Origin of the sequence: Streptomyces sp. NPDC087428, assembly GCF_044744085.1 — a bacterium.
GTDB lineage: Bacteria > Actinomycetota > Actinomycetes > Streptomycetales > Streptomycetaceae > Streptomyces.
In genome coordinates this window covers 40358-55165 of sequence record NZ_JBIUXR010000025.1, presented here as the reverse complement: position 1 = coordinate 55165, position 14808 = coordinate 40358, and the positions used below count along the sequence as shown (strand labels likewise).

Sequence of the window (14808 nt, the reverse complement as noted above, 5' to 3'; positions counted from 1 at the left end):
TTCAGTCCCTTCTGAGGGCGGATTCGAGGACCGCGGCGATCTTCGCCGCCGGGCCCGGGTTGAGGACGTCGCTGTGGCCGCAGTCCAGTTCGTGGACGTCGAGCGAGGCGGCCACGCGCCGCCAGGCGCCGGTCTTCTCGGCCGTGCTCGGCCAGGTGTCGTGGGTCGCGGAGAAGAGGGTGATCCCGCCCCCGTAGTCGGACGGCCGCCACCCGCGTACGAGCGCGCTGTGGTGCGCGCCGATGTCGACCAGGGTGTGCAGACGGGCCTCGGAGAGGCCGTCGAAGGCGCCCTCGTGGCTGGTGGAGAACACCGTGGTGCGGTTCAGCGGCCCGTCCGGGACCGGTGCGCCGGGCGCGTGGGAGTGGAGCAGGATGCGCAGCATCTCGTCCTCGACGGCGGCGGGGTCCAGCGGGGTGTCGAGGATCCCGTCCGGCATCGGCATGGCGTCCACCACGGCGAGCATCCGCACCTCCTCGCCGGCCCGGCGAAGCCGTACCGCCAGCTCGTGGGCGAGAGCACCGCCGAAGGACCGGCCGAGGAGCAGATACGGACCCCTCGGCTGGAGTTCACGGATGCGCGGCAGATACAGGTCCGCCGTCTCGCCCATGGACGGCGGGAGCCGGTCCACGCCGGTGAGCAGCGCCGGGCTCTGGAGGGCGTGTACGGGACGGGCCGGATCGAGGTGCGGCAGCAGGTTCACGTACGACCAGCCGAGGCCGAGCCCCGGGTGCACGCAGATGAGCGGGGTGAGGTCCCCGCCGGCCCGCAGGGTGAGCACGGGCGCCAGGCTGGTGTGCTGCGGATCTGCTGTCGCTGTCGCTGTCGCTGTCGCTGTCGCTGCGGCTGTGGCTGTGGCGGTCGCGGTGCGGTTGCGGGCGGGGCGCAGCGCGATGCGCGGCGCCGGGTCCTTCCCGGACGCCGGCGCGTCGAGCCGGGCGGCGAGAGCGGCCGGGGTGGGCGCGTCGAACAGCGCCGACAGCGGGATCCGGACCCCGAGCACCGTCTCTATCTTCGACTTCAGGCGCAGCGCGGTCAGCGAATGCCCGCCCGCCAGGAAGAAATCGGTGTCGGGCCCGACCGCCGGGATGCCCAGCACCGTGCCGAACAGGGCGCACAGTTCGCGCTCGCGCGGGGTGCGCGGAGTCCGGTGGACCGCCGGTTCACCGGTGGGACCGGGGTCGGGGAGCGCGGCCCGGTCGACCTTCCCGTGGCGGGTGAGCGGCACCTCCTCGATCCGGGCCCACAGGGACGGCACCAGGTGCGCGGGCAGGTGCTCCGCGGCGTGCGCCCGCGCCCGGTCGAGCGTGCGCCGCCACCGCTCCGCCTCGTCCGGGAGCGCACCGGAACCGTCCCGCACGCCCTTCGCCGGCACCAGCCAGGCGGCCAGCAGCTTGCCGCCCGCCGCGTCCGGCCGGGCGCCGGCCACGGCCCGCGCCACGCCGGGGCAGCCGGCCAGCACGGTCTCGACCTCGGCGGGCTCCACGCGGAAACCCCGCACCTTGACCTGGTCATCGGCCCGGCCCGCGAACTCCAGGGTCCCGTCGGGCAGTCGGCGCACCAGGTCCCCGGTGCGGTACATGCGGCTGCCCGGCGGCCCGTAGGGATCGGCGACGAACCGCTCGGCGGTGGACACCGGCCGCCCGAGGTAGCCCAGCGCGAGCCCGGTGCCGCCGATGTACAGCTCGCCGGTGGCGCCCGCCGGGACGGGACGCAGCCGGTCGTCCAGGACGTGGGCGCGGGTGTTGTCCAGGGGGCGCCCGATGGGGACGCCGCCCGGGTGGGCCGCCGACTCCTCCGTCGCGGTGTGCGCGGTGGCGAACACCGTCGTCTCGGTGGGCCCGTACCCGTTGACGACGACCGTCCCCGGGCAGTGCTCGTGGAGGCGGCGCACGGTGCCGGGCGCGAGGACGTCGCCGCCGGACCACACCTCGCGGAGCCCGGAGAGCGCGTCGGGCGCGATCTCCGCGACGGTGCGCAGCAGTTCGGGGGTGAGCATGAGCGCGGTGACCCCCCGGTCGGGGACCACCCGCTTGAGCAGGTCGGGGGTGATCGCCTCCGCGGGGGCGACGACCACGGTCCCGCCGTTCAGGAGCGGGACCCACACCTCGTACGTCGAGGCGTCGAACGTGTACGGGTTGTGCAGCAGCACCCGGTGGTGGGCGCCGCCCGCGAAACGGGCGTCGGCGGCGAGTTCGGTGATCGCCCGCTGCGGGACGACCACTCCCTTGGGCTCTCCGGTGGAGCCGGAGGTGTAGAGCACGCAGGCGGCGGCCCCGGGATGGATGGTGACCCCGTCGAAGGGCGCCGGGCCGGACTTCTCCGTGACGTCCAGTACCGCGGTACCGGCGGGCAGCCGGGTCGCGGTGGAGCCTTCTCGCGCGGTGAGGACGAGGACGGGCGCCGCCGCGGTCAGCAGCCTGGCCAGCCGCTGCGGCGGATGCGCCGGGTCGAGGGGGAGCCAGCAGGCGCCCGCCTTCAGGACCGCGAGCTGGGCGACGACCATGGACGCGGAGCGGGGCAGCAGCAGGCCCACGGTCCGCCCCGGCGCCACACCGGCCCGGACGAGCCGGCCCGCCAGTTGGTCGGACGCGGCGTCGAGCCGGGCGTAGCTGAGGATCTCGCCGTCCGCGTCGACGGCCGGCGCGTCCGGGGTACGGGCCGCCTGGGCGGCGAACCGACCGGTCACGGTGGCGGGCGCGGCGAGCGCTCTGTCCGGTCCGTCGGCCAGTGCCAGCAGCGCGTGCTGCTCCGCCACGGGCAGCGCGTCGATGCCGTCCACGGGTGACCGCGGAGAACGGGCCAGCTGCTCCAGTACGTGGGCCAGGCGCCCGGTGACCGCTGCCGCCGAGATGCCCCGCCGGCAGCTCACCGAGAGCAGCAGCCGGTCCTCTGCGACCACCGCGATCGTGACCGGGTAGTGCGTCGCGTCCGTCACCTTCGCCAGGCGCACCGCGTCGGGTGCGTCCTCGCTCCCGTCGGTCCGGGGGAAGTTCTCGAAGGCGATGATCGAATCGAAGAGCTCACCGACCCCCACGGCGCGCTGCACCTCGGCGGCGCGGGCGTGGTGGTGGGCCAGCAGCCGGGACTGCTCGTCCTGGATCCTGCGCAGCAGCTCGTCCACCCGCTCGCCGTCCCGCAGCCGGACCCGTACCGGCAGGGTGTTGATGAACAGGCCCACCATGGACTCGACGCCGGGCAGGTCGTGCGGGCGCCCCGAGACGACCGCGCCGAAGACCAGGTCGCGGGAGCCGGTCAGTCTGGCCAGCACCAGCGCCCAGGAGACCTGCACCAGGGTGTTGAGGGTGACGCCCGCGTCGGCGGCCCGCCGGACCAGCGTCGCGGTGAGATCCGTGGTCAGCCACATCCGGGAACGGTCGGGTGCCGTGTCCGGCCCGGTGGGGGCCAGCAGCGCGGGCCGTTCCAGGCCCTCCAGCGCCTCTGCCCACGCGGCCTCGGCCCTGTTCCGGTCCTGACCGCCCAGCCACACCAGATAGTTCCGGTAGGGCGCGGCGGGCGGCAGCGGCCGCCCCGCCACCAGGGCCGCGAGATCCCGTTCGACGACCGGCATCGACCAGCCGTCCAGGAGGATGTGGTGGAAGGACACGATCAGTTCGCCGCCGGTGTCGTTCCGCAGGAACGTGGCACGCACCAGCGGCGGGCGGGCCAGGTCGAAGCGGAGTGCCGCGTCCTCGCGCAGCGCCTCCTCGGTCCGTACGTTCACCTCGTCCGGGGCGAGGCCCGTCAGGTCCACGTCGGCCCACGGCACCGTGACCGCCTTCGGCACGACCTGGACCGGCCGGTCCAGGCGCTCGTGCCGGAAGCAGGAGCGCAGGTTGGGATGCCGGTCCAGGAGTGCGGCGACCGAGGCCCGTACCGTCTCCCGCGCGGTTCCCGGTCCGGTCCGGAACCGGGCCTGCACCAGATAGGGGTCGGGTCCTCCGGTCTCCCGGGCCGCGTGGAAGAGCAGGCCCTCCTGGAGCGGGGAGAGCGGCAGTACGTCCGCGATGCGCGCGTTCATCGTCGATCCCCTTCTTCTTCGTCGTGCACGGCGTCGAGGCCGTCGAGATCACCGAAGTCCATGTCCTGCGCGAGCAGTTCGAGCTGGTCGCCGGTGAGGTCGACGAGCGGGAAGTCGGACGGGGTGTGGACGGCTCCGCCGTCCGGCCCGCAGTGGTCGGCGAGGACGCCGAGCGCCTCGGACCACGCCCCGGCCAGCGCGTGTGCCTCGTCCCGCGTGAACACCCCCGACGGGTACGAGAAGCTCGCCTCCACCAGGAGCTCGCCGTTCTCCTCGCGGGCCAGCACATCCACCTCCAGGGTGTGCGCGAGCGGCACGGCGTCCGGCCCGAGGTCGAGCAGCCGCCCGCCCGCCGCGTCGGTCGCGGTGAACCGGCCCAGGTAGTTGAAGCGCACATCGGGTGCGGGCAGTGCGGCGAGTGCCGGGCCGGTCTCCGGGTGGAGATGGCGGAGCAGTCCCCAGCCGAGTCCGCCCGAAGGCACCTCCCGCAACTGCTCCTTGACGGACTTCAGGGCCTCGCCCGGCCGGCCGCCGGGCTCCACCGAGGCGGCGCCGAGGTCCAGCCGGACCGGGTACTGCGTGGTGAACCAGCCGACGGTGCCCGACACATCGACCTCGGTGGAGATCGCCTCGCGCCCATGGCCCTCCAGATGGACGAGCAGAGCGGATCCCGTTCCCCGCCGCTGGACGGCCGCCGCGGTCAGCGCGGTCAGCATCACCGCGTCAGGACGGCAGTTGAAGTCGGCCGGCAGGGTCACCAGGACACTCCGGGAGAGCTCGGGGCCCAGCTCGAAGGTGAGCGTCTCGCGGTGCCCGCCCGGCTCCCGGCCGCCGGTGAGCCGTGCCGCACCGTCCGCCAGCTGCCTATCCCACCAGGGGAGTTCACCGGTGCGCAGCGCGGCCTCCCGGGACAGCAGCCGGGACCACCGGGTGAACGAGGCGGTCCTCGCGGGCGCCGTCCCGTCCCCGGCGCGCCGGTCGAGCGCGGCGGCGAGTTCCTGGCCGAGCACCCGCCAGGAGAACCCGTCGACGGCCAGGTGGTGCACGGTCAGGACCAGGGCCCCGGGCCGGCCGGACCCGGGGTCCAGCCACACCGCCCGGACCATCTCGCCGTCCTCGGGGCGCAGCGTGGCGGTGCGGGCCAGCTCCGTCGCCCGGGAGTGCAGATCGGTGTCCGCCGCGACGGCCAGCCGGACGGCTCGCGCCCCGGCCGGTGCGCCCTCGGCGGGCACCTCCAGCTCCCATCCCGCGTCGCCGTCGCGCACCAGCCGCATCCGCAGCGCGGCGTGCCGCTCGGTCAGGGCGGCGACGGCCTCCTCGACCGCGGCGAGTCCGGTGCCTGCCGCCAGCGGGAACAGCATGGACTGGGTGAACGCCGAGGTGTCCACGGCCTGTTCGCGCCACCAGTGCATCACCGGGGTGAGGGGCAGCCGCCCCGTTCCGGTGTCCGCCTCCGCCGGGGCGTCGGCGTCGGGCGTCCGCGCCAGCACGGCCAGCCGGGCGGGGGTGCGGACGGTGAACACGTCGTGCGGCGAGAGCACCAGACCGGCCGCCCGCGCCCGCGCGGCGAACTGGATCGCCATGATGCTGTCACCGCCGAGACGGAAGAAGTCGTCGTCGGCACCGGCCTGATCGAGATCCAGCAGTTCGGCGAAGAGCCCGCACAGGATCTCCTCGCGCGCCGAGCCCGGGAGCCGGACGCTGTCCCCGGTCCGCTCCGCCGGCGCCGGCAGGGCGGACCGGTCGAGCTTCCCGTGGGACGAGAGCGGCAGCGCGTCCAGAGTGACCACGGCCGCCGGGACCATCGCCGCGGGCAGGCGCTCCGCGGCGTGCAGGAGCAGCGCGTCCGCGTCGCTCCCCGCTCCCCGGGCGGGAACCACGTACGCGACGAGCTGCGCGGTGCCCCGGTCGTGCCGCACGACGGCCACCGCCTGTTCCACGGACGGGTGTTCCACCAGGGCGGCGGCGATCTCGCCCGGCTCGATCCGCAGCCCGCGCAGCTTCACCTGTTCGTCGCCGCGCCCGAGGTAGTACGTGAGGCCGTTGTCGTCCCGGTGCACGAGGTCGCCGGTGCGGTACATGCGGCTGCCGGGCGGACCGTAGGGGTCGGCGACGAACCGCTCTGCGGTGAGCGCGGCACGCCCCAGGTAGCCGCGGGCGAGCGCGTCACCCGCCAGGTAGAGCTCGCCGCCCGTCCCGGCCGGTACGGGCCGCAGCCGCTCGTCCAGGACGTAGGCCGTGGTGCCCGCCACCGGTGTGCCGATGGGCGGCACGGTTCCGTCGGCGTCCAGCGGCCCGGAGACCGTGGAGACGACGGTGGATTCGGTGGGCCCGTAGGCGTTGTGGAAGCGCCGTCCCCGGACGGCCCAGCGGGCCACCAGGTCGGGCGGGCAGGCCTCCGCGCCGACGACGAGCGCGCGCAGCCGCGGGTGCGGTCCGGCCGGCACCGTCGCGAGCACGGACGGCGGGACGAACGCGCAGGAGATCCGCCGCTCCTCCAGCACCGTCCCGAGGACGGCGCCCACGAGCGGTCCGGGGGGCGGCAGCACCAGGGTGCCGCCCGAGCCGAAGGCCAGGCACAGTTCGCCGACGGAGATGTCGAAGGAGGGCGGCCCGAGCTGGAGCACCCGGCTGCCGGCGTCCAGTGCGACGCCGTCCACCAGGCTCCGGGTGAGCGCGGCCACCCCGGCGTGGGTGACCAGCACGCCCTTGGGCGTGCCGGTGGAGCCGGACGTGTGGATGACATGGGCGACGTCGTGGGCCGCCGGGCCGCCGGGCGGCAGCGGTGCCCCGGCCCAGGCGTCCTCGTCGAGGACCAGCGTCGGGAGGTCCGTCCCCAGGGACGCGGCGCCCGGTTCGGTGATCAGGAGGACGGGCGCGGCCTCGGCGAGGACCCGGCGGATGCGCCCGGCCGGGTGGGCGGGGTCGAGCGGCAGATACGCGGCGCCGGCGCGCTGCACGGCCAGCGCCGCCACCGGCCAGTCGCTGCCGCGGGCGAGGGCGAGCGCCACGGTCCGCCCGGGGCCCGCGCCGAGGCGCACCAGCCGGCCGGCCAGCCGGGCGACCCGGTCGTCCAGTTGGGCATAGCTCAGGGTGTGCCCCGCGGACTCGACGGCCGGCGCGTCCGGCGTGCGGGCCGCCTGCCGGGCCACCAGACCGGGCAGCGAGAGGGGGGCGGGGGCGGCGGCCCCGGCGGAGCCGGCCAGGAGTTCACCGCGCATGGCCGCGGGCACCAGGTCGATGTCCCCGACGAGCGCCGTGGGGTCGGCGGTGATCTGCCGCAGCAGCTCGACGTAGCACTGCGTCCAGCGGGCCACCGTCGCCGGGCTGAAGACGTCGGTGCGCAGACCGAAGCTGCCCTCCATGCCGTCGCCGCTGTCCTTCACCACACCGACGAGGTCGTGCTCGCCACCGGTGTGGATGCGCTCGGGCTCCGCGAACTCCTTCATCACCGTGACGCTGGGCTGCTGCGTCAGGTGCATGAACACCCACTGGTAGAGCGGGGCCCGGCCCGCGCTGCGCTCGGGCGCGGCCGCCGACACGATCCGGCCGACGGGCACGTCCGCGTTGGCCATCAGGTCCGGGAAGTCGACGGCGAACCCGGCGAGCACATCCGCGAACGACCGGTCGGGGCGCACCTGCCAGCGGGTCGGCACGGCGTTCATGACGTACCCGATGACCTGGTCGAGGCCCTTGGCCGCACGGTTGGCGATCGGGGTACCGATCACCAGGTCGTCGGCGCCGCTGACGCGGTGCGCCAGGACGGCGAAGGCGGCCATGAGGACGACGTAGACGGAGGCGCCGCGCTCCCGGGCCAGGGCCCGTACGGCGGCGGTGGTCGCCGCGTCGATGTGGAAGGGGACGTTCGCGATGCCGTCGCCCCCGGTGGTGGTGCCGGTGCCGGCACCGGGCACGGTCAGCGGACCGGGCGGGTCGGCGAGGTAGCGGCGCCAGAAGTCGAGCCGGTTCCCGAAGACCCCGGCCTCCACCAGTTCGCTCTGCCAGGACGAGAAGTCGGCGTACTGGACCTCCGGCCGGGTGAGGGGCGGCTCCAGACCGTCGCGCAGGGCGCCGTACGCCTGGGCGAACTCGTTCTGCAGCACATCGAACGACCACCAGTCGCTGATGGTGTGGTGCAGGCTCAGCATCAGGGTGGAGCGCTGCCCGCCGACCCGGACGAACCGGGCCCGGATCAGCTTGTCCCGGCCCAGGTCGAAGGGGCGGTTGCGGAAGGCCTCGAAGGCCTCGTCGATCGTCCCGCCGGTGCCCCGCAGATCCTCGTGCTCCAGGGCGAAGGCCCCGTCGTCGGGGAACTCGACATGCAGCTCTCCCGACGGGTCCGTCACGATCCGGGTCCGCAGGATGTCGTGGTGACGCTGGATCAGCGTCAGCGCCGCCTCCAGATGCGCCGGGTCGACGGGCCGCTCGAAGTGGTAGGCGGCGCACAGATTGAGGGCCGGGGTGCCGGGATACAGCGAGTCGTACACCCACAGGTCGTGCTGCGCGGGGCTGAGCGGCACCCGGCGGGCCGGGTCGCGCGGCGGTATGACGGCGGGTATCTCACGGGCCCGCCCCGCCTCCAGGAGACGGCGCATCAGCCGGACCCGTTGTTCGCGGCCGAGCGCGCCGAACCGGTCGGCCATGGAGGGGGATGCCGCGCCCGGAACGGGTCGCGAGACGGTGGGGGCGCTCATCACAGGTTCTCTTTCAGTTCGGCCAGCCGGTGCAGCCCGGCCAGTACGTCGTCCCGTCCGATACCGAAGTCGATGAAGCAGGCGACCTCGTCGACGCCCAGCTCGGCCAGATCGGCGAGCATCTTGGCGCAGTGGCCGGGAGAGCCGAGCAGACTGCCCCAGCTCAGATAGCGCTCGAAGGCGAAGTCGGCCATCATCGCGGTCTGTTCCTCGGTGAGCTGTGCGGTCGTGGGGTCCGCGGACCGGTTGGCCGCCGTCTGGCGGACGTACGAGGCGAGATAGGTCTTGAGCGGGGCGCCCGCCATCCGGCGGACCTCCGCGTCGTCGGCGCCGACGTAGGTGTGGGCCATGAGCGTGACCCGGCCGTGTGCGTCGGTGCCCCGCTGGTCGGGGGCCGCGGCACAGGCGGCGCGGTAGCGGGCGATCTTCTCCGCCAGCTCCTCCCTGCTCTGCCCGACCGTCGCGCCGAGCACTCCCGCGCGCAGCCCGCCGGCCGCCTCCCAGGTCTCCGGGTTGCCGGACGTGGTGACCCACAGCGGCAGGGTGTCCTGCACGGGCCGGGGCTGGGGTGTCACGGATACCGGGGTGCCGGTGCCGTCGGGGTACTCGGCTGCCTCGCCCGCCCACAGCGCCCGCAGCCGGGGGATGGTCTCCAGGGCGGTCCGCCGCCGGTCCGCGTACTGCTCCGGGGCCAGCGTGAAGTCCTTGGAGTGCCAGCCGGTGGCGACGGAGAGGCCGACCCGCCCGTGCGAGAGGTTGTCCACGACGGCCCAGTCCTCCGCCACCCGCAGCGGGTGGTGGAGCGGCAGCACGACGCTGCCCGCCCGGATCCCGATCCGCTCGGTGGCGACGGCGAGTGCCGCGCTGAGCACCGGAGGGCTGGGGAAGACCTGCCCCACCTGCTGGAAGTGGCGTTCGGGGGTCCAGACGGCGTGGAACCCGAGCCGGTCGGCCGTACGGGCCACGGCGAGGATGTCCTCGTACGTCTCGGTGTGCCGGGCCTCGCCGGCGGTGGTGCTGTCCGCACCGAAGAACATCACACTGAGGTCCACTGCCGCTCCTCCTGCTTCCTGCTGGGCTGGGTCTGGGTCTGGGTCGGTGTCTCGGGGCGCCGGGGCACCCGGGGGCGGCGCGGGATGGGGGCGGGGGCGACCGGTCCGGGCAGGGCGGACGCCCGTTCCAGCTCGGCCGCGAAGGCGGCGACCGTGGGCGCGGCGAACAACTGGGCCACGGTCACCGGCCGTCCGGCGCCGAGCCGGGCGACGACGCGTACCGCCCGCAGGGAGTTGCCGCCGAGGGCGAAGAAGTCGTCGTGCGGGCCGGCGCCCGGCACGCCGAGGACCTCGCACCACACGGTGGCGATCTCCTGTTCCAGCGCGGTCAGCGGGCGCTCCGCGGTGCCTGCGCGCCGGGCCGGTGCCGTGATCCGGTCGTCCCGGCCGGCCCGCCGGGGCGGCGCGGTGAGCCCCAGCCGCGACAGCGGCGTGCCGGGAGCGGCCGCGGCCGCCTCCAGGGCCTGCGGGAGTGCGCGTGCGAGCCACTGGACGAAGTCCGCCTCCAGCGCCTCCCCGCGGTACTCGAAGGTCAGGGTCAGCCCGTCCGGCGCACCGTCCGCCGTGGTGGAGTCCGTGACGTCCACGAGGAGTTCGAACCGGGCGGCGCCGGTGCGCACGACCTCGACCCCGTGTTCGGCACCGGGCAGGGTGACCTCGGCCCGTGCGTTGTTCTGGAGCGCGAGGACCACGTCGGTGAACGGCTGACGGCCCGGGGAGCGCGGTGGGTTGAGGGCCCCGACCACGTCCTCGAACGGCACGTCCTGGTGGCCGAACGCGGCCAGGTCCGTCTCCCGCACCCGGGCGAGCAGCTCCGCGGCCGTGGGGTCGCCGGACAGATCGGTGCGCAGCACCAGCATGTTGACGAAGAATCCGACGACGTCCTCGACGCCGCCGTCCCCGGCCCGGCCGGCCACCGGTGCGCCGACCGCCACGTCCTCGTCCGCACCGGCCCGCACGAGCACCGTGGCCAGCGCGGCGTGCAGCGCCATGAAGAGGGTGGCGCCCCGGGCGCGGGCCGACTCGACGACCCGGGCGTGGGCCGCCGCGTCCAGCCGGCACACCACGGTCCCGGCGGCCGGGCCGGGTACGGCGGGCCGCCCGGCGCGACGGGGCAGCAGCGGACCGCCGGCCGCCAGCCCGTCCAGCTCCTTGCGCCAGTACGTGAGCTGGCGGGCGGCGAGCGCGTGCGGATCGGACGGCGAGCCGAGCCGGCCGAGCTGGTGACGGGCGTGCTCCCCGTACGGGACGGCGAGCGGCGGGAGTCCGGCGTCGGCGCCCGCGACCCGTGCCGCGTAGGCGCGGGACAGATCGCGGAAGAGCGGCCGCAGGGACCACCCGTCACCGGCGATGTGGTGGACCAGCACCAGGAGCGCGTGCTCGTCCGGCCGCTCCCGGGTGGTGAACAGGGTGGCGCGCAAGGGGAGTTCGGTGCTCAGGTCGAAGCGGTGGCGGGCCTCCCGCGCGATCTCCCGGTCCACCGAGTCCCCGGCGACGCGCAGGTGACGCAGCGGCGGCCGCGCGGCCGCCCCGCTCAGCACCCGTCGCACGGGGGCGCCGTCGGCCTCCTCGAAGACGGTCCGTAGCACTTCGTGCCGGTCGGCGACCCGGGCCAGGGCGTCACCCAGCGCGGCCGCGTCGACCGCGCCCCGCAGCCGCACCAGCATCGGCAGGTTGTACGCGGCCCCGGCCCCGGTCCGGTCCAGGAACCACAGCCTGTGCTGCGCGTGCGAGACCGGAAGCGCGCCGGAGGGGGTGCCGGGCGTGGGAGCGGCGACGGGCGCCGGGGGAGCGGTGTCGACGAACGGGGCGAGCAGCGCCGGGGTGGGCGCCTCGAAGAGCCCGCGGATGTCGATCTCGGCGCCGAGCACGGTACGGATCCGGCCCAGCAGCCGTGCGGCGAGCAGGGAGTGGCCGCCGAGCGAGAAGAAGTCGTCGTCCGGGCCGACCGCCTCCGTGCGGAGCACCTGGGCGAAGAGACCGCACAGATCGGCCACGGTCCCGCTCGCCGCCGCCCGGCCGGCCGGGGCCGCGGAGACCCCGGGCTCCGGCAGCGCGGACCGGTCCAGCTTCCCGCTGGGGGTCAGCGGCAGCGCGTCCAGCGGTACGAAGACCGCCGGCACCAGGTAGTCGGCCAGCACGCTGCTCGCGTACGCCCGCAACTCGGCCTCCCGGAAGCCCTGTCGGACGCCGCCGCGCGGCACCACGTACGCGGTCAGCTGGCGGTCGCCCGCCGGGTGTTCATGGGCGACGACGGCCGCCCGGTCGATGCCGGGATGCCTGGCCAGTACGTTCTCGACCTCACCCGGCTCCACCCTGAAGCCCCGGATCTTCACCTGGCTGTCGGCCCGTCCCAGGTATTCGAGGACTCCGTCCGCGCGGCGCCGTCCCAGGTCACCGGTGCGGTAGACGCGCTCACCGGACGGGGCGGCGACGAAGCGCTCCGCGGTCAGCGCGGGCCGCCCCCGGTACTCACGGGCGACGCCCGCCCCGGCGGCGTAGATCTCGCCGGTCCAGCCGTCCGGGACCGGACGCATCTCCTCGTCGAGGACGAGCAGCCGCTTGCCGGCCAGCGGACGGCCGATCGGCACCGGGCCGTCGCCGAGTCCGGCGAGGGTCACCGGGTGGACGGTCAGGAAGACCATGCACTCGACGGGTCCGTACCCGTTGCTCAGCCTCAGCTCCGGGCTGTGTTCCAGGGCGCGGGCCGCATGAGGTGCGGACAGCGCCTCGCCGCCCACCACGAGTTCCCGCAGCCCGTCCAGTACCCGCGGGTACTCGTCGACGACGACGTTGAAGAGGGAGGCGGAGAGGTACATGGACGTGATGCCGTGCTCGGCGACGAGCCGTGCCATCAGGAAGGGTTCGGGCCGCCGGCCCGGGTGCAGGACGCAGGTCCCGCCGTTCATGAGCGGCCCCCACAGTTCCAGGGCGAACGCGTCCCAGGACAGCGGTGCGCACTGGAGCCAGACGGCGCCGGGGCCGAAGGACGCGAAGTCCTGTCCGGTGAGGGTGGACGTGAGCGCGTGGTGCGACGCGGCGATGCCCTTCGGCCGCCCGGTCGATCCGGAGGTGAACATCACGCACGCGATGTCGTCCGGCCGGACCGGGACGGTGCCGCGCGGCAGCGGCCGCGCCCCCGGGGCGTCCTCGATGTGCACGTGTGTCACGCCGAGCCCCTCGGGCTCCGTGCCCCGGGCCGACACGACCGCGGCCGTTCCCGCGTCCTCGGCCATCGCGCGCAGCCTGGCGGCGGGGAAGCCGGGGTCGAGCATCACATAGCCGGCTCCCGCCTTGAGGATGCCGAGCACCGCCACGACGAGCGCGGCCGAGCGCTCCAGGTACACCCCGACCGTGTCACCGGAACGGATGCCCCGGGCGACCAGCAGCGCGGCCAGCCGGTCGGCCCGTACGTCGAGTTCGGTGTAGCCGATCCGCTCGTCGCCGTCGATCAGCGCGGTCGCGCCGGGCGCCAGCGCCACCTGCTCCTCGAACAGTTCATGCGCGCACCTCATCGCGTTCACCTCCCAGGCGTTCGCTCGGTCCGACCGGCTCGCCAGGGGCGTCGAGATCGGGCAGCAGGGTGTCGATGTCCCTGATGGAACGGCTGGCGAGCCCCCAGATCGCGACCCCGGTCCCGCCGACGCCGGCCAGGAACAACATGGCCGCCATACCGCTGCCCGGTGAGTCGCCGACGAGGGGCCCGAGCACGGTGAAGAGGCCGGAGCCCTGGGCGGCCTGCGGTTCGAAGACGTGGTCGGCGAGCGGTCCGGAGATCGCCATGGCCACGGGCACGGAGATCTGCGACAGGAACATCACCGCGCCGAAGACCCGGCCCTGCCATTCGTGGGGGACCTTGGTCTGCACGATCGTCTGCATCGAGGCGTTGACGAGGGTCATGAGGAGCGCGCCGACCAGGATGGCCAGGCACCAGCCGGTCACCCCGCCCACCAGGCCCATCACCACCAGGCCGGAGAGGCACATGCCGACCACGCCGAGCATCATGCCCCGGCCCCGGTTCGCGGGGCCGCCCCAGGCGGCCATCAGCAGGGCGCCGGCCACTCCGCCGACCCCGACCGAGGTGTTGACGGCGGCGAGTGCGCCGTTCCCGGCCCGGAGCAGCACCATCGGCGAGATGAGGGCGAAGCCGAAGACCATGACCAGGTTGACGACACAGAAGTTGATGATCAGGTCGCGCAGACTGGGCACCCGGAACAGATAGCGCAGCCCCTCGACGGAGTCGGCGGTGATCCGTCTGCGCGGGGCGTCGGGCCTCTTCGCCGGCACGTGGTCGCCCGCGAAGCGCACGATCCGGACGCCGACGAGGGCGAAGGCGTAGCTCGCCACGTCGACCAGGAGGGTCGGGCCGATCCCGAAGAGCGCGAGCAGGAGACCGCCCAGTGCCGGGCCACCGATCCCGGCGGCGCTCTTCGCACCCGCCAACAGGCCGTTGGTGCGGTCGAGCTGGTCCTTGCGGACCAGCAGCGGAACGGCCGATGACAGGGCCGGGAACTGGAAGGCGGCGCAGACACCGAGCAGTACGGAGGCCGGATAGACCTGCCAGGCCTGGAACGCGCCGACGTAGTGGGACAGGGCCAGTGAACCCACGACGAGGAGCCCGCCGGCATCGGCTATCTGCAGCGCGGCGCGCTTGGATATCCGGTCGACGATTGCGCCCGCAATGGGACTGAACACGGCCTGCGGCAGCATCGCGCACAGCGAGAGGATCGTGACGGCGGTCGCCTTCTGACCGGACGACCACACCTCGACGATGAAGGCGAACCGGACCGCCGCGCTGCCCGCCAGGGATACCGCCTGACCCGACCAGACAAGGAGAAAGGGGCCCATTCCCGAGAAACGGCCGGGAATGTCATGTGATGTTCGGGCGCCCATCAGGATTCGGGTCCGTTGTGTACCGGCTTCCGGCACCTCGTGCCGCCGCCGTCGAATGGTTTGGTTACCACGCCTCAATCTCCCGGATGTCGCATCACCTGCGGATCACCACGGATCCCTGTCTCAATCGAACGGGGTCATCATGCGG

5 protein-coding genes are annotated in these 14808 nt (G+C 74.4%); all 5 read right to left on the bottom strand.

Annotated elements, in window-relative coordinates:
• Position 1: 1 nt before the first annotated feature.
• From ACIO3R_RS36925 to ACIO3R_RS36905, 5 genes are read right to left on the bottom strand one after another with little or no spacing between them, the layout of a single operon-like run.
• Positions 2-4021: an amino acid adenylation domain-containing protein gene (locus ACIO3R_RS36925; protein WP_402111394.1), complete on the bottom strand. Its 4020-nt coding sequence runs from the start codon at positions 4019-4021 to the stop codon at positions 2-4.
• The gene (locus tag ACIO3R_RS36920; protein WP_402111392.1) at positions 4018-8715 is read right to left on the bottom strand and encodes an amino acid adenylation domain-containing protein; all 4698 of its coding nucleotides are present in this window, start codon (positions 8713-8715) and stop codon (positions 4018-4020) included. Before ACIO3R_RS36920 ends, ACIO3R_RS36925 begins: the two co-directional genes overlap by 4 nt.
• The gene (locus ACIO3R_RS36915) at positions 8715-9767 is read right to left on the bottom strand and encodes a MupA/Atu3671 family FMN-dependent luciferase-like monooxygenase (protein ID WP_362961850.1); all 1053 of its coding nucleotides are present in this window, start codon (positions 9765-9767) and stop codon (positions 8715-8717) included. The genes ACIO3R_RS36920 and ACIO3R_RS36915 overlap by 1 nt, the downstream gene beginning before the upstream one ends.
• A complete protein-coding gene (locus ACIO3R_RS36910) occupies positions 9752-13282 on the bottom strand; it encodes an amino acid adenylation domain-containing protein (RefSeq protein WP_402111390.1) in 3531 nt (1176 codons plus the stop codon). The genes ACIO3R_RS36915 and ACIO3R_RS36910 overlap by 16 nt, the downstream gene beginning before the upstream one ends.
• The gene (locus tag ACIO3R_RS36905; protein WP_402111389.1) at positions 13266-14615 is read right to left on the bottom strand and encodes an MFS transporter; all 1350 of its coding nucleotides are present in this window, start codon (positions 14613-14615) and stop codon (positions 13266-13268) included. Before ACIO3R_RS36905 ends, ACIO3R_RS36910 begins: the two co-directional genes overlap by 17 nt.
• Positions 14616-14808: the final 193 nt, after the last annotated feature.

Bases quoted from the DNA above. Each gene is read 5' to 3' on its own strand.
- ACIO3R_RS36925 (WP_402111394.1), bottom strand. From the start codon at position 4,021: ATGAACGCGCGCATCGCGGACGTACTGCCGCTCTCCCCGCTCCAGGAG.
- ACIO3R_RS36905 (WP_402111389.1), bottom strand. From the start codon at position 14,615: ATGGGCCCCTTTCTCCTTGTCTGGTCGGGTCAGGCGGTATCCCTGGCG.
- ACIO3R_RS36910 (WP_402111390.1), bottom strand. From the start codon at position 13,282: ATGAGGTGCGCGCATGAACTGTTCGAGGAGCAGGTGGCGCTGGCGCCC.
- ACIO3R_RS36920 (WP_402111392.1), bottom strand. From the start codon at position 8,715: ATGAGCGCCCCCACCGTCTCGCGACCCGTTCCGGGCGCGGCATCCCCC.